At 37.9% G+C, this 21,931-nt stretch carries 14 protein-coding genes and 1 pseudogene; 14 read left to right on the forward strand and 1 reads right to left on the reverse strand.

Translation table 11 applies throughout. The features are described from left to right. Positions 1-239 precede the first annotated feature (239 nt). The 9 genes from ACMAWV_RS06800 (at position 240) to ACMAWV_RS06840 (ending at position 13,126) form a co-directional block, all read left to right on the forward strand. A complete protein-coding gene (locus tag ACMAWV_RS06800; protein ID WP_412462749.1) occupies positions 240-3,242 on the forward strand; it encodes a hypothetical protein in 3,003 nt (1,000 codons plus the stop codon). Positions 3,243-3,581: 339 nt separating this feature from the next. Next, the gene (locus ACMAWV_RS06805; RefSeq protein WP_412469689.1) at positions 3,582-6,233 is read left to right on the forward strand and encodes a hypothetical protein; all 2,652 of its coding nucleotides are present in this window, start codon (positions 3,582-3,584) and stop codon (positions 6,231-6,233) included. Positions 6,234-6,346: 113 nt separating this feature from the next. After that, entirely contained in the window at positions 6,347-7,966 is a 1,620-nt protein-coding gene (locus tag ACMAWV_RS06810) for a carboxyl transferase domain-containing protein (RefSeq protein WP_103216902.1), read from the forward strand. Positions 7,967-7,988: 22 nt separating this feature from the next. Continuing rightward, complete coding sequence (locus ACMAWV_RS06815; protein ID WP_103216903.1) at positions 7,989-8,780, forward strand: enoyl-CoA hydratase-related protein; 792 nt, start codon at positions 7,989-7,991, stop codon at positions 8,778-8,780. A 7-nt stretch (positions 8,781-8,787) separates the two neighbouring features. Further along, entirely contained in the window at positions 8,788-10,701 is a 1,914-nt protein-coding gene (locus ACMAWV_RS06820) for an acetyl/propionyl/methylcrotonyl-CoA carboxylase subunit alpha (RefSeq protein ID WP_412469688.1), read from the forward strand. Positions 10,702-10,713: 12 nt separating this feature from the next. Further along, a complete protein-coding gene (locus ACMAWV_RS06825) occupies positions 10,714-11,619 on the forward strand; it encodes a hydroxymethylglutaryl-CoA lyase (protein WP_103216905.1) in 906 nt (301 codons plus the stop codon). After that, positions 11,619-12,434 (forward strand): enoyl-CoA hydratase-related protein, encoded by an 816-nt coding sequence (locus ACMAWV_RS06830; protein WP_103216906.1) that lies wholly within the window; start codon positions 11,619-11,621, stop codon positions 12,432-12,434. The genes ACMAWV_RS06825 and ACMAWV_RS06830 overlap by 1 nt, the downstream gene beginning before the upstream one ends. Before the next feature lie 85 nt (positions 12,435-12,519). Beyond that, the gene (locus tag ACMAWV_RS06835; RefSeq protein ID WP_146037772.1) at positions 12,520-12,801 is read left to right on the forward strand and encodes a hypothetical protein; all 282 of its coding nucleotides are present in this window, start codon (positions 12,520-12,522) and stop codon (positions 12,799-12,801) included. Beyond that, entirely contained in the window at positions 12,788-13,126 is a 339-nt protein-coding gene (locus ACMAWV_RS06840) for a hypothetical protein (protein WP_412462746.1), read from the forward strand. The genes ACMAWV_RS06835 and ACMAWV_RS06840 overlap by 14 nt, the downstream gene beginning before the upstream one ends. On the opposite strand, the gene ACMAWV_RS06845 is transcribed toward ACMAWV_RS06840, so the two are convergent. Then, complete coding sequence (locus ACMAWV_RS06845) at positions 13,107-15,152, reverse strand: ATP-dependent helicase (protein WP_103216909.1); 2,046 nt, start codon at positions 15,150-15,152, stop codon at positions 13,107-13,109. The two genes, ACMAWV_RS06840 and ACMAWV_RS06845, sit on opposite strands and share 20 nt — an antisense overlap. 202 nt (positions 15,153-15,354) lie before the next feature. Here ACMAWV_RS06845 and ACMAWV_RS06850 point away from each other — a divergent pair, with 202 nt between their 5' ends. From ACMAWV_RS06850 to ACMAWV_RS06875, 5 genes and pseudogenes are all read left to right on the forward strand, one after another. Beyond that, positions 15,355-16,377, forward strand: coding sequence for a C1 family peptidase (locus ACMAWV_RS06850; protein WP_392991533.1), 1,023 nt, complete (start codon positions 15,355-15,357; stop codon positions 16,375-16,377). A gap of 376 nt (positions 16,378-16,753) precedes the next feature. After that, positions 16,754-18,183, forward strand: a pseudogene (locus ACMAWV_RS15625) (FumA C-terminus/TtdB family hydratase beta subunit). A 31-nt stretch (positions 18,184-18,214) separates the two neighbouring features. Further along, positions 18,215-20,146, forward strand: a complete 1,932-nt coding sequence (locus ACMAWV_RS06865; RefSeq protein WP_412469685.1) for an acetoacetate--CoA ligase — start codon at positions 18,215-18,217, stop codon at positions 20,144-20,146. A gap of 99 nt (positions 20,147-20,245) precedes the next feature. Continuing rightward, the gene (locus tag ACMAWV_RS06870) at positions 20,246-20,968 is read left to right on the forward strand and encodes a hypothetical protein (protein ID WP_412469684.1); all 723 of its coding nucleotides are present in this window, start codon (positions 20,246-20,248) and stop codon (positions 20,966-20,968) included. 249 nt (positions 20,969-21,217) lie between these two features. Then, on the forward strand, positions 21,218-21,931 hold the full coding sequence (locus ACMAWV_RS06875; RefSeq protein WP_103216912.1) for a hypothetical protein: 714 nt from the start codon (positions 21,218-21,220) through the stop codon (positions 21,929-21,931).

Raw genomic sequence — 21,931 nt, forward strand, 5'->3', positions numbered from 1 at the left:
CACAATTAATTGCACAGTTTTTGGTGAATAGTAATTTTACAATTGAAAATTATTCTTTGATATCAGCTAGTTAAAGTCGGTCTAAAAATTATCTTGCACCTAATTTATTAAAATTATTCACTCACACCCTTTCTCAAGTGAAAATGATAGAGGGGAGTGGTCAACTTTATTGTCGGTTAAGTAAAGAAATAAAACTTATTAACCGATAAATTAAGAAGATTAATCTATGTGAGGAAGAAATGAAAGTTGTTAAATCATCGATTATCCTATTATTCACGATTAACTCAAGCTTTGCTAATGGACAATCAGGTCTTATTAGTGGAGTGGCTGATCAAAGTGGTGACATGCTTGGCGCTGCGGTTGGTAATGCGGTTGTGAATGCAAGTGGGCAATTCAATGCTGTGGACCCTGTTCAACAAGTCCTTGTTCAACAAGTCTATAACATCGCTGAAACGAATAATGATTTTGAGAAGTCGATTCGTCTTAAGCGTCTACAGCTTAGAGAGCTTGAAGGTGGGGATGGAATTAGAAGTAAAGTTCCTCCGATGTTTTACAGTGCAAGCTTCCTTCAAACTGGTCTTATGAGTCGTATTGAAGATCCAATGGACGACTTTAGTTATGATAATCTAATCGAATTGAATTATGACGATGGTGACAAATCACTAAAGGGATTATCGAATTCTCCTTTCATTTTTAAGCAAAAAGTACAATATCCACATAGTTCTGCAGTGGCCGTTGGAGGCAATCCTTGGAATAATGCGACTGCTTTTCGCTTTGATGAAGCCTACAGGCCTTGTACTGGTGATGATTCAATTTCTGAGAATCGTCTAGGGACGAATGGTGAGTTCCTTGAGTCATTTATGTTTAAGCTTGATAGCCGTTTTAAAGGCTGTTCTGATGACTATTTAACAATAGATGAAGATCCATTTAGTATAACACCAAAAGTTGACCCTCAAAAATTCTGTAATTGCGCAAATAAGATAACTCATTCTGATGAACAAGAAGAAGAGCTAGGTCAGAAGGATGTTATTGATAACTTCTCTGATAAAATTTATGAAAAAGTTGTCGCTCACAGAGTCAAAGAATTTAAAGACTTCTTAGAGAGCGCAAGAGTTCGTTTTGATGAATTTGACAAGCACAGCTATGTGAATGACCCGTATAGTTGCTCTGGGCAGAATATTGAAAACCTAAGTAATAAGCTTAAGTCTTGTTTTGCAGGAAGGCTTGGTGATGCTATTGATAAGAAACTGGAACTTGATTCTTCGGATGATATGATTGGCCTACACTTTATGACAACGATTCCAGCTCTTGGTAACTCGTCTAGACAGTCTCGCGCTAAGAATCGCTTCGAGCAAATCTTTGAAGACATTGATAAAAATGTTAGTGGACAAAGACAGATGTTCACAACTGATGAAGAAAAGCTAAAAGAATTCGCAAATATTTTTATCTTAGAATATAGCCAGCATAAAAGAGGACCTTTAGGGTTTCCTCGTTCATATGTGGCACGCTTAAATAAGTATATCTATAGTGATCCTGTTATGTATGGAGCTTATCAAGATTTTAGAAAGCAGGAACTTGATGTAACGGATAAAACATTAAGAGCAAAGGCCAATTTAGAAAATAAAAGTTATGGTTGGGGAAGCTCTTTTGTCGATAATATGTATATCTCTCAAGTTCAGGAAGATATGCTAATGTTACAATTTGCAACATCAATTTCCAGTCAAACATTACCACGACTACTTGATGGTTCTTCAAAGGCATCTCTATCTGAAATCTCAAACGCTCTAAATGCTCTTGAAACGAAAAATGATCAAGGCGCTAAAGTGATGGGAGATATGTATAACGTAATTAGAAATCAGCACGAAGATGAATTAAGAGCAACATGTCGTCAAAAAATTGAGGCCCTTGAAAAGGATTGTAACAGTAGTCCTAAAGAGATTATGTCTTCTCTTTCTTTAGAAGAATTCGTTGCGATTAATGATACAAATAGTGAAGACGTTTCTTTGAATTCAAGAAAATATTGTCTTGCCCTAGATATGGGTGTTACCAATGAGAATGCTGCCAAGCTTGCTAGCTCTGTTGTTTCGGACTCACAAAAAGTCTTAGAGCAAATTAAAGGCTCATATGATCCAACGACTGGCCTTGGGACTAATAAAGTAAAGAGTGACGACGATTCAAAATTAGATGGAGGCCTCGGAGGCTTTGTTGAAAGAGCTAATACTGCTGGTGATATTATTAATAATGGACAAGACTCAGGTGTCGCAAATGATGGAAGTTCAAGCGAGTATAACTTTGATGAAGCGGCTCAATTTTTAGAAAGCTATAATAGTTCAAACTCTTCATTACCATCTAATAGTTTTGCAAGTTCGAATGTTATTGATAACAACTCTCTGCAATCAATGATTCAAAATCCGTCAACATCTGTTAAGTCTCTTGAAGATGTGAAAACAAGAGTTGAGGATGAAGCCGAGGCAATTGCGAAAGAGCTTGAAGAGAACCGAAACTCTACAGCTGTTTCTACTGATGAAGCGAGTCAGAGTGCGGAGCTTAGAGCTGAGCTTGCTGCACTTAAAGCACAAATAGCAGAGCTTAATACTGCTATAACTGCAAAGTCTGAAAAACCTATTGATGAAGATGATCCTGAAAGAGAAAAGCGTATTGCAGCTCAAAGAAATAAAGTAATGTCTAATATAGCTGCAAGTAGTGGTTTTGGTGGAGGTCGTCGAGATGCGGCACCTGCAGGAAATACTAGAGCTGTACAGCAGGCGTCTAGTGGATCGAGTATTCCTTCAAATCTTTCTGCTGGAGCTGGAGGCAGTTCTTCATCGGCCGGTACAGGAATTAGTGCGATCAATCGACTAGGTGCAACTGGTGGACTAGGACTTACAGCAGGCTCTTCTTCACGTGCTTCTTCAGGAGCAGTAGCAGGTGATAATATTGCTAAAAGTGATCAACGCTTAGTTGCAAAAGCTATCGCTGAAGGGAATAACAGTGTTGTTCTTGCCGATGGCCGTGTCTATTATATTGGTCATGATGAAGATGGAAATGTGATTCTTTCTGAAACAGCAGAAGAAGTATTAGCTGGTGTGACGAGTCCTGAGCAAGAAGGACCTCAACTTCCTACTCCTAAGGCCGAAGACGGTCCTAAGCGTGAAATTGCTTCTGAAGGTGAAGAAGTAAAAGTTCCTGGCGAGGATAGTATTTATACTAAGTTCTTAAATGCTGCAGAAATCAACGAATAGAATTATCAATAAATTCACATATAGAAAAGACCAGCAATAGCTGGTCTTTTTTATTTTTTTTTACTTTTTTTTGAAAATAGAAAGTGTTGAAACGACGACTATTATTGGCGCAAGGAGATTTTGTTGTTTAGTCGCTATTTATTTATTTTTAAACAGTTGTACACGTGAATTCAGTGAGTTTGCTCACCTCATAATTAAGTTATTTGTAGTGTGTTTAGAAAATATATTTTTAGCGTCCATAATATATTGAAGAAAGGAAGGTGAACAATAAATTTTGGTCACTTAAGAGAATTCTTAATGCCACCGATAGACAAATTGGATCAGGTATCCGGGACGGAAATGAAATTAATTAAAATATTTATTACTACGACATTGTTTACACTACAGAACACTACTCAAGCAGCCGCTATCCTAGGAGTCGCTGGAGGTTCGTTTTCTACACCACTTCAACAAAACTTACTAATGTTAAGTGAAGTCGATACGGTTATTGCTGATGCTGGTATCTATCTTCTTGAACAGGTAGATCACAACGAAAATACATTCAATGAGATTAGAAAGAATCGTATCCTTGGTACAAGTGATCCATTTGTGGAAATGGAGAAGTCTCTTGCAAAGTCTGGCTGTGTTGGTGATCGTAAGAGTTCATCTCCAGCTGATAATCAAATTGATCAAGTGACAAAAATGGAAATCAGTATGTCTCGTTATGGTAATGCATGTCGAGACACTTTATATAGTGTTGACCTTCAAGAAGGTGCTAAAGAGAAAATTAATGTTGAACAATACTGTGGTTGTGTAAGTAACGTTACAGCTACTGTAACTCAAGAACAGGTATTAGTACCTAATTCAGATGAAGCATATAAGAGTAAGTTTCACTCTGCGATTGTGGCCAGCCGAGTTTATAATCTTTTTGATCTCATTAGAGACAATGCTGGACGATTAGAACGTTATCGTCACAAACTAGCTATTAGAGATAAAAACTTTGATCGATTTACTTGTACAAAAAGTGATATTGATAAAATTAGTCAAAAAATTGAGTCTTGTTTAAGCCCTCAAGTTAGAAATGCTATTGATAAGAAACTTGGTTATAATTTGGATAATCTTATCAAAACAAGTACTGAAGGTGAGGCAAAGCAGCGCCTAAATCATGTTTTCACAAAATCTAATACAGAAATCGATGATTATTTTGATGAGAAAATTGCAGCTGAGAATGTTGCCCTCGATGGTAATGGCGGTAGTAAAAGAAACCAATTCATTGATCTTTTCATTGTAAGATTCAATGAACAAAGAATTAGTGGTGAAGGATATTCGAAGTATTATAAAGATGATCTTAAAGCTTATGTTTATAATAACAAAATCTTTAGTCGTGAATTTTATAGTTTTAGAGAAAGAGAAATTGCAAAGTCAGATAAGTTAAGTCGCTCCCTTTATTATCAAACTGATGGTAAAGAAGGTCGCCTTGATTATGCTAATCAAGTCTTTACTGCAGAAGAAGAGGATCAATTTCTAATTCAATACGTATCCTTCTTTGGTTCAAAATTTATGAAATCAATGGTTCGTGACGCAGATGATTTTGAGCAAGTAACTAAGGCCTTAAAAGAAATTAAAAATCAAGGTGTTGATACTAAGAGCTTTATCTTTGATTCTCTTATGAATCACTTAACAGATTTGAAAGAAGAAGTAATTAGTGAGTGTGAGAGTCGTATTGAAGAACTTGAGTATACTTGTGATCCTTCAAATTTTGATGATGTAATGAAAAGTGTATCTGCAGTTGAATTTACTGAGGCGAATGAGTCATTTGGTGGAAATGATATTGAAACAGCAGAGTTCTATTGTTCAGCTTTTAATAAAGGAGAGATCCCACAAACTATTGCGGGTGGGTATGGTAACTTTACTTCAACTTATGACCCTGCACTCGTTTTTGATGAAGTTCGTGGAAGTCACGGACAGCAAATTGCTTCAGTTAGAGAGTCCTATGAGAAGGGTGGCCTAGCAAATGCGTTTAATAATAATTCTAAATCAAATTCGAATATAGAAAATGTATCTGCAGATGCTATCGATGATGGAGCCTTTTCTCAAACGGCAGAGTACCTAAATAAGAAGTATACAAATACACAAAATACTGGGATGGCACAAAGCTCGCAAATGGCTACGATGGGACAGGCCCAAGTTGCTCAGGTGCAAACAAATACTGCTTCTCAAGTAAATGAAACAAAACATGAAAGAGTCGAGAGAGAGATCGAAAATCAAGTTGAGAAAATAGAAAATCAACTTGCATCAAGTGTTAATGACGATCAAGAAGCGCAAGAGCTTAGAAAGCAACTTAAAGAGTTAAAAGAACAACTGGCCAATGTTGCAAAAAATGCACTTGCAGTTAATGAAGAAAGCGCAAAGAGAAAAGAAAGAAGTATTGCTAGTGAGCAAAATTTTGCTGATGAGCGAGCATTAGGTCACTTTGGTAGTAGTTCTTCTGCATATCCTCACTCTGGTGCAGCTCCATCTAGTGTAAGAGGAGGGGCCTCTGTTGGTTCAACTTCTGGCCGTGGTGGTGGAGCATCAATAGCAGGTGCTGGGACTTCTGGATCAGCATCTTCAATCTCAGCTGCCCTTGGCGCAGCAGATATGGTATCAGGACTTAGTTTATCTAGTAATACACGATCAGATGTACTATCGGTATCAGATAATCGAATAGGAAAGCAAGATCGTAAGCTAGTTGCTGATGCAATTTCAAAAGGTAGCAATCGCGTTGTCCTAGCAGATGGTCAGACATACTTCATTGGCCATGATGATGATGGGAACGTCATCCTTTCACAATCAAAAGATGCACTATTTGAGGTAGCAATGCTTCCTGAATTAGAGGGGCCCCAGTTAGAAGCAGATCAGATTAAAAAACTGGATAACGCAGGTCGCTCAATTGCCTCGGAGGCTTCAGAAGTAAGTTCTGAGGATAGTATCTACTCTCAATTTCTCAATGCAGCAGAAATATCAGAATAATTTCTTAGAATAAGCCGATGCAAGGCGCGTTATAACGTGCCTTGCCTTGTCAAAATCCCTCATAAATAGATAAAATTGCTCAGTTTTTATTACAAAAGTTAGAGGCAATTTCTATGACAATTTCAGGGACGCTACCTATCGTTTCTAAGGTCGATCGATCAAGTGATGACTTTAGAGAGAATTTCAATTTTCATTTTTCAAATGTAGAAGAATTAAGAAACAAAGTTAAACATGCTCATATGGGTGGAGGAGAAAAATCTGTTTCTCGTCACCACTCTCGTGGAAAATTATTACCACGTGAGCGTATTGATAAAATCCTCGATGCAGGATCTCCATTTATCGAATTATCATCTCTTGCTGCAAACGGCATGTATGGAATGGATATCCCAAGTGCTGGTATTGTTACGGGGATTGGTAAGGTTCACGGTGTTTGGTGCATGTTCGTGGCAAACGATGCCACAGTTAAAGGTGGTACTTACTTTCCAATGACAGTTAAGAAACACTTAAGAGCGCAAGAGGTGGCACGTGAGAATCGCCTGCCATGTGTTTATCTTGTGGACTCTGGTGGAGCATTCTTACCAATGCAAGATGAAGTATTTCCAGATAAAGAACACTTTGGAAGAATCTTTTTTAATCAGGCCCAAATGTCTGCCCAAGGGATTCCACAAATTGCTGTTGTTCTTGGTTCATGTACTGCTGGTGGAGCTTACGTTCCTGCGATGGCGGATGAATCAATTATTGTAAAAGATAATGGGACGATCTTTTTAGGAGGACCTCCTCTAGTAAAAGCTGCAACAGGTGAAGAAGTTGATGCTCAAACTCTTGGTGGGGCAAAGGTTCACACTAGTGAGTCTGGTGTTGCTGACCACTTCGCTGAAGACGAAGACGACGCTCTTGCAATTACAAGATCAATTCTTGAAAATATAAACTTTGAGCAAAACGAAGACGACTTCAATTTTGAAATGCCAAAGTATGATGCCGAAGATATTTACGGAATTCTTCCTCGTGATACGAAGAAGCCATTTGATATTAGAGAGATCATTGCTTGCCTTGTTGATGGTTCACGCTTTCATGAGTTTAAAGAGAAATACGGGCCAACACTGGTTTGTGGTTTCGCAAAGATTTGTGGAGAAAGAGTAGGGATCGTAGCTAATAACGGTATTCTCTTTTCTGAATCGGCAATTAAAGGTTCTCACTTTATTCAGCTTTGCGGACAAAGAAATATTCCATTAGTTTTCCTACAAAATATTACTGGTTTCATGGTTGGTTCTAAATATGAAGCTGAAGGAATTGCAAAGCATGGTGCTAAAATGGTTACGGCCGTTTCAACTGTTAATGTTCCAAAGTTTACAGTTGTGATTGGTGGATCTTTTGGTGCTGGTAACTACGGTATGTGTGGTCGTGCTTATTCTCCTCGTTTCTTATGGATGTGGCCTAATGCTCGTATCTCAGTAATGGGTGGTGAGCAAGCAGCAGGTGTACTTGCAACTGTTCGTCAAGACGGGCTTGTTGCAAAAGGTGAAAAGCCGATGACGGCCGAAGAAGAAGCGAAGTTTAAACAACCTATCTTAGATAAATACGAAAATGAAGGAAGCGCATATTATTCAACAGCAAGACTGTGGGATGATGGCGTGATTGAACCTCATAAAACTCGTGATATCTTAGGTGCGGCAATTAAAGCAAGCAAACAGGCTCCAATTGAAGAGACTAAGTTTGGTGTCTTTAGAATGTAGTGAAATAGAAGAAGGATTTTTTATGACAGGATATACAAAAGAGATAAAAACAGGTGAAGAAAGTGGGATTTGTTTCATCACACTAAATCGCCCAGAAGTACATAATGCATTCAATGATGAGATGATTGCAGCACTTACAGAAGAGTTCCTAGCACTTGAAAATGATGATAGCGTCCGCGTTGTTGTTCTTACTGGTGCCGGAAAATCGTTTTGCGCAGGAGCTGATCTAAATTGGATGAAAAAAATGAAAGACTATTCAATGGAAGAAAATATTGCGGACTCTAAAAAGTTAGCGGGACTATTTCATGCCATTAACAATCTTTCTAAGCCAGTCATTGGCCGAGTAAATGGAGCTGCCCTTGGTGGTGGAGTTGGTCTTGTTGCTTGTTGTGACTTTGTCATCGCAAGTGAGAGTGCAAAATTTGGTCTTACGGAAGTTAATCTTGGACTTGTTCCTGCGGTAATTTCTCCATTTGTTATGGCAAAAATTGGAGAGTCAAATGCTCGCCACCTATTTCTTACTGGTGAGAGATTTGATGGAGAACGTGCTCTACAAATTGGCCTTATTCATAGAGTTTCTCTTGATCGCTACTATGATGCAGATATCGTCAATATGGCAAAAGAACTCATTAAAGTTGCACCAAATGCACAGAGAGTTGCAAAGAAGTTAATTTTTGGTGTTAAAGAGCGTCTTGGAAATGATGAAGCAACAATGAATTACACTTGTGAAGTTATTGCTAAGCAGAGAATTTCTGATGAAGGTCAGGAAGGTATGACAGCATTACTTGAAAAAAGAAAACCAAACTGGAAGTAAGTTATATATGGCAACTATAAAGAAAATTGAGAAAGTATTAATCGCCAACCGCGCTGAGATTGCACTAAGAGTTATCAAAACTTGTCGCACTCTTGGAATTAAAACAGTAACTCTTTACACTTTTGAAGAAAGAAATCTTCCTCAAAGAGAATTTGCAGATGAGACTTATTACTTAGAAGGAAAACTTCTTAGTGAAACATATCTGAATATGGATAAGATCATTCAAATTGCAAAAGATAGTGGATGTGATGCAATTCACCCTGGTTATGGTTTCTTATCTGAAAACGCAATATTTGCTCAGAAAGTAACTGATGCAGGTCTTGTGTTTATTGGACCAACTCCTGAGCATATTGTTCTTATGGGAGATAAGAAAGGGTCTAAAGACAAGATGATTGAAATCGGTGTGCCTGTTATTCCAGGATACAATGGTGAAAATCAAGAACCTGAATTCTTAAAGTCTGAAGCTGATAAAATGGGCTATCCTGTACTGATTAAAGCATCTGCCGGTGGTGGTGGAAAAGGGATGAGAGTTGTTAATGACTCGAAAGACTTTCTTGCTGAACTTGAAAGTTGTAAGCGAGAGGCCCTAAGCTCATTTGGTTCCGATATTGTCTTGATTGAAAAATTCATAACAAGTCCACGCCATATTGAAATTCAAGTAATGAGTGATACTCACGGGAATCACTTTCACTTTTTTGAAAGAGAATGTTCAATTCAAAGACGTCACCAAAAAATTATTGAAGAGTCTCCTTCTTTGGCCCTAAGTGATGAGCTTCGTAAAAAGATGACTGATGCAGCTGTTAAGATTACAACGGCCATCGATTATCATGGTGCTGGTACTGTTGAATTAATTCTTGACGGTGAAAACTTCTATTTTCTTGAAATGAATACAAGATTACAGGTTGAGCACCCTGTCACTGAAATGGTAACAGGATATGATCTTGTCGAATTACAGCTTATGGCAGCAAGTGGTGAGAGATTTGAGTTTACTCAAGATGATATTAAGCAAGTCGGGCACGCTATTGAATGTCGTATCTATGCAGAAGATCCTGATAATGACTTTATGCCAGCAATTGGTCGCCTTGAATATATTGGGGATGCAATTGAGGGAATTCGTCTAGACACTGGTTATAAGAATGGAAACTCAATCACTGTTAACTTTGACCCAATGATTGCAAAAGTTATTACTTGGGGAGCTGAAAGAAATGAAGCTGTAGGAACAATGATTGCAGGTCTTAATCACCTTCCATTTGAAGGTTTAACAACAAATAATGACTATCTCGTAAGAATTTTAAAGCATGAGGCATTCCTTGCTGGTAACACTTATACTCACTTTGTAAAAACTTATGAAGCAGATCTTGCACCTGCTGAAGTTTATGCAGAAGAGATTGCTGCTGCTCTTGCTCACGATTTCTTAAAAGATGATATCATGTTTGATTCTTTTAGAATGAGCGGTGACCAAGGTGAAAAGAGAATTTATGACTTTGGAGAAAATACTTTTGAAGCTTTCTTCAAGTTCTCAGGTGTGAGTACTCTTGTTGTACGTTTTGAAGGCTTTACTTGTACTGTTGATATTGAAGAAGATGCTCTTTGGATTAACGAAGTTCCATTCCATATCTTAACGCAAAAGTATGCCTATATTGTAAATAGTAAGCGTGTTGAACTTTCACGAAGTGTTGCGAAGCGCTCTGGGGCTGCTACAGGTGAGGCCCATGAAATGAGCTCGCCAATGCCTGGGAAAATTCTTAAGGTTCTTGTTCAAGCAGGACAAGAAGTTAAAATTGGTGATGCTCTAGTTGTTATGGAGGCCATGAAAATGGAACATACTGTAAAGGCATCTCGTGATGGTAAGATTGATGCTATACTAGTTCAAGAAGGCCAAACAATTGATGGTGGAGTTGACCTCGTAGAATTAAACTAATTCGGATTAACTATGACTAAAAAAATTAAGATTGTTGAAGTTGGACCTCGCGACGGATTACAAAATGAAAAAAGTTTTGTCGCCACAGAAGATAAGCTCGAGTTTATCAAGCTTTTAAGTGAGACAGGACTTTCAACAATTGAAGTAACAAGCTTTGTTCGTCCTGATAAGATTCCTCAAATGCAGGATGCAGCAGAGCTGTATCCTCAGGTATTAAAAATCACTGAAGATAAGGGGATTGCAACTCCTTGTTTAGTACCCAACTTAAAGGGACTAGAGCTTGCAAAGAGTCTTGGGGTGAAAGAGATTAGTATGTTTACTGCAACATCGAATACTTTCAACCAGAAGAATATCAATGCAACTATTGAAGAGGCCCATGCAAGACAGATTGAAGTGGCAAAGGCCGCTCTTGATGAAGGAATGAAAGTTAGAGGCTATCTTTCAACAGTTTTTGGTTGCCCTTATGAAAAAGAAATAAAAGATAAATCAATCGTTGATGGAATCCAAAGATTATTAGATCTAGGGTGTTACGAAATATCATTAGGGGATACTATTGGTGTCGCTAACCCTAACCAAGTGCGAAGAATTACAAAACTAATTAAAGATCACTTTGGTTTAAAACAGATGGCAATGCACTTTCACGATACAGAGGGGATGGCCCTCGCTAATATCTACGCTTCTTTAGAAGAGGGGATTGAGGTTTTTGATTCATCTGCAGCAGGTCTTGGCGGTTGTCCATATGCAAAAGGTGCAAGTGGGAATGTGGCAACAGATGACGTTGTTAATCTCTTACATAAACTTGGTTTTGATACAGGCGTGGATATGGATAAACTCCATGATGCTAGCTCTTTTATTATTTCTAAAATCGGTCACACTGCACCGTCTAAGTTTTTTCAAGCTTATAAAGGAAGGAAGTAATGTCTATTTACGGCTACGAATTTGAACACTTAAAAATTGAAAAGAAAGACGCAACCCTTTGGGTAAGTCTTGATAATACTAAGATGGCAAATGCTATCACTAATAAAATGATTGCTTCTCTTACTGAAGTTTTAACATTCGCTGATGGTGATCCAGATATTCGCGTGATCGTTCTTAGAGGCGAAGGCGACAACTTCTGTGCCGGTGGTGATATTAAAGCAATGATTGCTCGCAAAGGAATGTTTGCAGGTGAGTCTTTTGAGCTCAGAAATCGTTACTCACGTGGAATTCAAAATATTCCTCGAGTTATTGAAAGACTTCAAAAACCAATTATAGCAATGGTTCACGGTGGTGCAATTGGAGCTGGATGTGATCTTGTAGCGATGTGTGATCTTGCCGTCGCAAGCGATGATGCGAAATTTGGTGAGACTTTCTGTAAGCTCTCTCTCGTTCCTGGAGATGGTGGGCCATTCTTTTTAACTCGAAAAGTTGGTTACACAAAAGCAATGGAGATGTACTTAACGGGCCGTATTTATACTGCTAAAGAGGCCATGCAAATGGGCCTTGTTAATAATATCGTAACAGGTGAGGACCTTGAGCTTGCTGTATCTGCTTTTGCAAATGAAATAGCTGCTAATGCTCCAGTTGCAGTACAATTGACAAAGACAGCAATGAAGCGTGCTGCGCACGATGATCTTGAGTCTCATCTCAATTTAATGAGTGCATACCAAGGAATTGCGCAAAGAACGAATGATCACTTTGAGGGACTTTCAGCTCTAAAAGAGAAGAGAAACCCAGACTTCAAGGGAAATTAATATTAATATAATCGTAATGGGCCTTTTTGCCTTCTTTCTTTCGTCTTGCTCTAGCACCCTCTATAGTGGAGATGGTGAGAGGCTTTTGCATATTTCAAAACATGCAAATCGAGAGGCCATTACGTTAAAAGCAAATCACGAAATTCAAAATATGTTTTATGGATCACTTCCGAAACAGCATCATATAAAACTAGGTAATGATTTCTTTCGTCGTCGAAGTGAGTATGTTTCACGTGTTGAAATTCAAGAGATTGAATCTCCACTTGATCAATTTATAAAATTTTTAAGTTTTGGCCTTTTTTCCAAAAAGCAAATTGAAGTTAAGGCGGCCACTGATATTGGAGAGAATGAGTATGAAGTTTACTAGATTTGTCATTCTCCCTTTTATACTGTTCATTACTTCTTGTGCATCAAGTGGAGTTAAGCTCAATAGTCAATTTTGTGCTTCTCCAAATGGTATTTGGGCAAAAGCAGACGATAAGCTTGATTATCGTGTTTCAAAAAATATTTCTGGCTTTGGTATTGAAGAGCGTAGAATTAGAGATATTTTTAAGCAAAGAAGTTATGATTGTCGCAAGGTAAGTAAGATGCGTGTGACGATTAAACAGGGATTTTTTGAAACACTACTTAGCCTTATCCCAGGTTACTCTTCCAATACTGTTATCATTGATTTTAATCTAGAAGATTCATAAGTCCTGAAAAGAAATCTTTCTTATAGGCGTCGACTTCTTCTTGAGTTTCAAGGTGACCGAAGTTTTGACGGTCTTGTTTAACAAAGTATTTTTTTGCATCATCAGTGCATAGAAAGCGTGAGTGATGGCGTGTTAGCATATTGCCGTATATTTTTCTTTGCTTACACACTGTCATGATAAGCTTTTCTTGAGCGCGAGTAATCCCTACATAACAAAGTCTACGCTCTTCTGCGTCTCCTTCGCCATTAACAATTGTTTTCTTGTGCGGAAGGATTTCTTCTTCGACTCCAACCATATAAACTTGTTTAAACTCAAGCCCCTTTGATGAGTGAAGAGTCATCATCGTAACTTCATTCTTTCTTACATCATCATCTTCGTCTTCATCTTTTGTATCCTGAGAATCTTGAAGCATAAGCTTTTCCATGAATTTATCTAGGGTAGCTTGTTCCTTAAAATTCTCTGTAAAACGCGCCGCTGATTCTATGAAGAAGTGAATATCGTCTTTTTTACGTGAAGCCTGCTTAACTTGGTCATAGCATTTGTCGATATATTCAAAATACTTTAGATCATCCGTAAGACTTGTGATTGCCTGACTAAGAGGTAGTCTTCCAAAATACTCTTTTGCACTTTCAATAAAATTAATAAATGTTGTAATCTTATCCGCTCGTGTACCCGCAAGTTCAGGTGCATTTTTCATTGCACTAAACAGATCGATCTGATGGGCCTCACTTTCTTCTAGAAATTTCTCTAAAGTCTTCATTCCGATTCCACGATTTGGAACATTTAGAATTCTTCGAAGCGCCATTTGATCGGCAGGATTTTTAATGACCGAAAGATAGGCCATGATATCTTTAACTTCTTTTTTCTCGTAAAATTTTTGGCCACCGATAATTGTATAGGGAACCTGAGAAAGTCTTAGCTGCTCTTCAATTGGTGCTGCTTGTGTATTTGAACGGTAAAGAATTGCGATGTCACCTAAATGCCCACCTTTAGATTGGTGAGAGATAATATCTTCAACAATGATTTCCGCCTCATGTTCAGTATCTTCAAGCTCCCAAAGGATAGGCCTGTGATCACTTGGTTTATCTGACCACAGTGTCTTGTCTCGACGATCTGTATTTTCTTGAATAACAGCGTTAGCAAGTTTTAGGATCGGTGAGATTGAGCGGTAATTCTGCTCTAGCTTGATAACTTTTGCACGAGAGTAATCTCTTTCGAAGCCAATGATATTTGAAATATCGGCACCTCGAAACGAATAGATTGCTTGATCATCGTCACCAACAACACACAGATTATCGTGGGCACAAGTTAAGTGGCGAATAAGTCTAAATTGAAGTGGATTTGTATCTTGGTACTCATCTACCATGATGTACTTAAATCCATTTGAATATTCTAAAGCGATTTCGGGATTCTCATCAAAGAGCCTAACTGTTAGAAGAAGAATATCATCAAAGTCGATGGCATTATAAAATTTAAGCTTCTCTTGATAAAATTCGTAGAGAAAATTAACTGCGTGATCATAAGGATCTTCTCCATCAAAGAATGGCGAATCAGCAAAGTCCTCAGGCTTAATCCCTTCGTTTTTAAGCTTTCCAATCTTAGACTGAATAACTTCTTTCTTAAATGAGCCCTTGTTATCGTGATAAAGTCTAAGACCTTCACGTATGATACTCATTTGATCTGTTTGGTCGTAGATCGAGAAGTTCTTATGGTAACCCAAATGAGTAATTTCTTTCTTAAGAATTTTCAGACCTAGTGAGTGAAAAGTCGCTAAAGTCATTCCTTTAGATTTATTCTTTCCAAGCAGGCCGTGAACTCTTTCTTTCATTTCCTTTGCGGCCTTATTTGTAAATGAAACGGCCAGAATCTGTTTTCCAGGAATATGCAGGTTATCAACCATATGCGCAATTCGGTAGGTGATTGTACGTGTTTTACCACTTCCAGCACCTGCTAAAATTAGTACTGGACCTTCGATGGTCTCAGCCGCCGCGCGTTGTTTGTCGTTTAATCCTGCCAATGAAATCATGCGTATAATGTGCCTTTAGAAAGGCGATTAGGCAATCTGTTTGTTGGTATGGGTTCCTGGATACTTTTCGGGATGCTTAGCATAATTACTTCATGCCACGCATCCCGAAAAGTATCCAGGAACCTTGCATTGCATCTTGATAAAGCCGAGCTAAAGAGTCAGAATTTCATACATGAACACAACACACCTTAGATCGATTTTATTGAATTTAATAATTCTACTTGGTGCACTATACACCCAAGCATCTGAGCTTCCATCGCGAAGTGATATCCATGCATTAATTGGCCAACAGACTTCCGTTAAGTCTCAAGGCTCCCGTGGTACATGCACTATGTTTAGTGCAATTGGAATTGTTGAGCACTTACTAATTCGTAAGCATGGGGTTCTACCGGTTGAGCTCGATTTGTCTGAGCAGTGGATGGAATATCTCATAATGAAGGATAAAAGTTGGGAAGGTTCAACAACATCTAAAAATATGCGTGCAATTCTTGATTGGGGAGTTGTTTACGAAAAAACTTGGCCTTACTCTCGCAAGAAATGGCCATCTCTTGAAGATGACTATCCTGAAATCACTATGGCCAAACAAACTTGTGGCCATTTAGTAGAGCTTCCAAAGTATCTACAGTCTTGTTTACTTGGGCAGCGTGATCCTCGTTTATTTGAAATGACTGATTATGATATTGCTCAAATTGATCCTGATTTTATTCCAATTAGAAAAGAGGCAATTTATTTAAGAGACACTTTAGTGGATGATCTTTATTCAAGAAAGAAGTCTTACATGTCGAAAGACTTATCCAAAATTAAGAAATGGTTAAGTCAAGGAAAGTCAGTTATTCTAGGAACTAAGTTGTACTATGGATCTTGGAATGCAAAAAAGACTCAGACTCTTGAGATTCAAGAACGTGATAAGAGCAAATGGTATGCAGGCATTGTTGGCTATCCTGAAGTTGGAACACGTGATCGTCGAATTTCGGGAGAAAAAGGCGGGGGCCATTCGATGATTCTTGTTGGTTATGATGATGATGTTGTTGTGAAGACTAGAATGCAGATGGAAGATGGCTCTTGGCAGGAATTCGAATATAAGGGTGTTTATTACTTTAAGAATTCTTGGGGAGTTAAAGGCTTTGGGAAGAAGTTTAAGTTAGATGAAGTAAACTATCCAGGTTATGGAATGATTACTCAAAAATATGCACATGATTTTGGAAATTTTTTCTATATAGATTAAGGAGATGGCCATGGCCAAGAAGAAAGTAGCAAAGAAGAAAGTAGCAAAGAAGAAAGTTGCTAAAAAAGCAACTAAGAAAGTAGCAAAGAAAGCAACTAAGAAAGTAGCAAAGAAAAAAGCAACTAAGAAAGTAGCAAAGAAAGCAACTAAGAAAGTAGCAAAGAAAGCAACTAAGAAAGTAGCAAAGAAAGCAACTAAGAAAGTCGCAAAGAAAAAAGCAACTAAGAAAGTAGCAAAAAAAGCGACTAAGAAAGTAGCAAAGAAAGCGACTAAGAAAGTAGCAAAGAAAGCGACTAAGAAAGTAGCAAAGAAAGCGACTAAGAAAGTAGCAAAAAAAGCAAACCCAACTAAGGACCTTTTTAATTCACTACTTGAACTGATTAGAGTTACTTCAACTGTTCTTCCTGACGACATTCAACGTGTTGTTCTTGATGCTCTTCATAGAGAAGAAAAGAATACTACGGCCGAATATGCAATGAATATCATTCAAGCAAATATTAAAATGGCAGAGCAAAAATCTCAGCCACTATGCCAAGATACTGGAACAATTGTATTCAAGGTTTATCATCCAAGAGACTTTGATCAGGATGCATTCAGAAAGGTATGTGAAAAAGCCGTTCTTGAAGCAACTAAGATTGGATACCTAAGACAAAACTCTGTTGATTCACTAACTGGTAAGAACGATTGTATGAATGTTGGTGGTGGACACCCAGTAATTAAGTTTGAGCAACACAAGTCAAAGAATCTTGACGTTAAGCTTATGCTTAAAGGTGGGGGTTGTGAGAACGTTGGTGCACAATACTCACTTCCAAATACTGAATTAAATGCAGGCCGTGACCTTGATGGTGTAAGAAAAGCAATCCTTGATTGTGTTCAAAAAGCACAAGGTAAGGGATGTGGACCAGGTGTTCTAGGTGTATGTATCGGTGGAGATAGAGGAACTGGACATGTGGCCGCTAAGGATCAATTCCTAAGAAAGCTAGATGATAAAAACTCTAAGCCTGAGCTTGCTGCACTTGAAGCAGACATCGTTGAAACAGCAAATAAACTTGGTATTGGGCCAATGGGATTTGGTGGAAAAACAACTCTTCTAGGATGTAAAGTAACAGACCTTAACCGTCTTCCTGCTTCATTCTTTGTTTCAGTTTCTTATATGTGCTGGGCATTTAGAAGACAGGGCGTTTCGCTTAAAGCAAATAATACAATCAATAAATGGTTATACTAGGAAGAGGTTAGAACATGAAACGTTTAGACTATCCATTTACAAAAGAACAAATTAGAGAACTTAAAGTAGGAGATATGGTTTTAATCTCAGGAAAGATGTTTACTGGACGCGATGCTGTTCACAAACGTCTTCACGAAGGAACAAAGCCACCAGTAGATTTAAATAACCAAATTATCTATCACTGTGGTCCAGTTGTACTAGAAAACAAAGATGGTACATATGAAGTTAAGGCCGCAGGACCAACGACTTCAATCCGTGAGGAACCATACCAGTGGGAAGTAATGCGTGACCACGGAATTCTTGGTGTTATTGGTAAAGGTGGAATGGGGCAGAAGACTCTTGACGGTTGTCGCGAGTACGGATGTGTATACTTCCATGGTATTGGTGGAGCAGCACAGGTTTTAGCTGAAAAAATCAAATCAGTAGACAATGTTTACTGGCGTGACCTTGGTTCTCCTGAAGCGATTTGGGAATTAACAGTAGAAGAGTTTCCTGTTGTTGTAACAATGGATGCTCACGGTAATTCTCTACACGCAAAAGTTGAAGCAGATAGTGCTGAAATCCTTAAGGGACTAGTTTAGTTTATTTAAAAACTTTTTGAGGTTTTAAGAAGTGAATAAGATTTTATATACGCCAAGTAGTGAACGTATCCAATCATCAAATATGATGGAGTTTATTAGACAAATTAATAAGTCCCAAGGCTTGGACTGTAAGTCTTATTACTCACTTCACAAATATTCTGTCGAAAACCCAAAGAGTTTTTGGAAAGAACTCGTTAAGTTTTTTGATATCGACTATACGGGAGATCTCGAACCAGTATGTACTGATTTGAGTTTCGAAAGTTACGGTTGGTTTCCAAAAGTTAAACTTAACTTCGCTAAAAATCTTTTAAAAAATGGCCGTGATATTTCAATTGCTTTAAGTAGTGTGAGAGAAAGCGGCCAAACTCAAAAAACTTCTTATAAAGATTTAAAAAATACAGTGGCGGGTTTGCAAGATGTGATTAAACCACATATTGCAAAAGGTGATGTCTTGGCCTGCTATATGCCAAATATTGCCGAAACTGTTGTTTCAATGCTTGCGACGACTTCACTGGGTGGTGTTTTTACATCGACTTCATGTGACTTTGGTGTTGAAGGTGTGATTGACCGCTTCGGACAATCAAAACCAAAAGTTCTTGTTACTGTTAATGGTTACGAATATGGTGGAAAGTATTTTGACTTAACAGATAAGATTAATGCTGTTGTTAAAGCTGTCGACTCAATTGAAAAAGTAATCGTTGTTGACTTCAAGGGGAAAGGCCTTGATGCAAGTTCAATACACAAAGGCGTTAGCTGGTCTGATGTGGTTAGACCAATTGAAGAAGATATAGAGTATACTGAGTGTGACTTTTCCGACCCTCTCTATATTATGTACTCTTCTGGGACTACAGGTAAGCCTAAGTGTATCGTTCATAGTGTCGGTGGAACTCTCGTTAATCATATTAAGGAGCTTGGCCTTCACTCGGATCTTAAGGAAGACAAATCAATTTTCTTCTTCACCACTTGTGGTTGGATGATGTGGAACTGGCTTGTTTCTTCTCTTTACTTTGGATCTACTGTTGTTCTTTATGAAGGCTCGCCGGGATATCCAACTTTTGGTGATTTTATTTCAATTATTGAAAAAGAGCAGCTAAATATTTTTGGAACAAGCCCAAAATTCTTAAAGGCCCTAGAAGATACTGGAATTGATCTTTCACAATATGATATGTCATCTCTTGAAACGATTCTTTCTACAGGTGCACCTCTTCTTCCTGAACAATTCGATTATGTTTATACGAAGTTTAAAAAAGGCATTCAACTTTCAAGTATTTCTGGTGGTACAGATATTATAGGTTGTTTCTTCATAGGAAACCCAATCCTTCCTGTCTTTAGAGGGGAGCTACAATGTGCTGGTCTAGGAATGGATGTTACTTGTTTTGATAGTCGCGGAAAGGAAGTCCCTGCTGGTGAAGAAGGTGAGTTAGTTTGTCTACAAAGTTTTCCTTCACGCCCAATCTACTTCCTAAACGATGATGATGGTCAGCGTATCAACAAAGCATACTTCTCGGAGTTTAAGGGAGTGTGGCATCACGGTGACTTTATTAAGATCACTGAGGGGGGTGGTGCGATGGTTCTTGGCCGCTCTGATGCGACTCTTAATCCAGGTGGTGTCCGTATTGGTACTGCTGAGATTTACCGTCAAACGGAGACGATTGACTTTATTGAAGACTCAGTTTGTGTTGGAAAGAATGTCGACGGTGATGTTGAGGTATGGCTCTTTGTCGTAACGAAAGATGGACATGAACTTACTAAGGAAGATTGTAAATTTATTAAAACTCGCATACGAGAAAATACAACACCGAGGCATATGCCAAGACGTGTAATCCAAGTAAAGGGAATTCCATATACTCGCTCTGGAAAGAAGATGGAGATGGCCGTAAGTCGTCTTATCAATGGCCGTGCTCTTGATAATGTTCAGGCCGTGGCAAATCCTGAGACTTTGGATTTTTTCACAAATCTCTAAGCTTTCTAGGCAATTGATTTTATTTGATTTTGTGAATTTCCTCTTTGGCCATTGGCGTAACACCCGATGAGCATAGATAGTACAAAGAGGGGACATATCATGCGAAATTTTATCTATCTATTTCTTGCGCTTAATTGCGCAATCATTCAAGCTGAAAGTCCAAATTCAATTGAATGCTTAGGTGGAAGTCTCGAAACACTTGATGCTCTAAATGTTAAGAATGTACGAAAGCTTGCCTCATCAAATTCTCAATCGATTGGGCCTATTATCAATTATGATTATAACTATCCAAAGCTACCTAAAAATATAAAAGAGATTTTAAGTCCTAACTTAAGAACTGTTTGCGATTTCTATGCTAAGGCCAATCCTACGGATCCATTTTTTCAAGACATTCGTGACAATATTACAAAGAAATATAAAGATGGTGATGATACTGATTTCTTCTTTAAGTATCTTTTAGTTCTACCTTGCTGGCACTATTCTAAAAATATGTTTGATTACTTTACGTCTGGTAATGAAGCTAATACTAGGGCAGGTATCGGACTCTTGTTTGGTGATATGATGCATCCATTATTTGGTGGAGCTGATCCAAATACTTTTATACGTATCTGGCGTGAGGGGAAGATGTTTGAAGGGCCAATGTATATTGTCTATGATCATCTTCTAAAAAATTATTCAAAATCTGAGCGCTTTAAAATTGAATATCTGCCAATTGTGAAACGACTTAAACATCCTAGGTATATTGCAAAGTTTCCGAAAAAATCTCTAGAGCAAATTAAAAAGGAAGAACCTGATATGCCAATAACATTACCAATGCCGTAGAAGCTAATCGAGTTGCCAAATTTTATTGGGGCCCAATTTATGAGCAATCAAGTGCTTAGGCCCTCTCTTTGTTCTTAATTTCTAGTTCATTTATAATAATAGCTGAGGCGTTATCTCTAGTAATGACGTGTTTTCAATTACTTAGTGAATAGGTTCACTCAAGTAAGTTATTGAAATTATGCAAGATTTTGTGAACTAAACCCTAAAGTCAAATATTTTGCTTCCGATTAGTTCACAAAGGATTAGTTTATGAGGAAGTTGATTTTATTTTCTATTTTAGCACTTTCAACGCAGTTAAGTATATTTGCTGCAAGTGGAAAGGACTCTGCAAGTGAGGCAACACCTGATTGTTTAGAGAATGCTATTCCAAATACTCTTGATTCTAAAAATACGAATAATATTGAACAAATTGTCGAATTACAAAATGTAAGAAGTCATGGAGCAAATCCTAATTATCCTATATTCCCTGATAATATCGATGAAATTTTAAAGCCTGATAAACGAACGGTTTGCGATGCCTATGCAGTTCCGAACGAAATCGATCCATCGTATCGTTCAGTTATGAAACATATTGATAAGACTTATAAAGATGGTGATCATAAAGATTTCTTTTTTAGATACGTTTTATCTATGAACTGTTGGCCATTTCGTGAGAACTTCTTCGCCTATATGATTAAAGGTGGAAATGTTGGTCATGCGATGGGAAATATTATGAAGTCTCCATATGGTGGGCTTGATCCAAATGCATTTATTCGAATTGAAAGAGAAGGTCGAGTTTTTGAGGGGCCAATGTATCATGTTTATGAATATTTAGAGAAGAATTATAAAAATAAATCTGAGTCTTCGAATGAATATATAGCTGCAATGAAAAGACTAAAGTCTTCTCGCTATCAATTATATCCAGTTAAATCACTTAATCAGATAAAGAAAGAAGAACCAAATATGCCGATATCAATAAGGTGA

Origin of the sequence: Halobacteriovorax sp. RT-1-1, assembly GCF_047085455.1 — a bacterium.
GTDB lineage: Bacteria > Bdellovibrionota > Bacteriovoracia > Bacteriovoracales > Bacteriovoracaceae > Halobacteriovorax_A.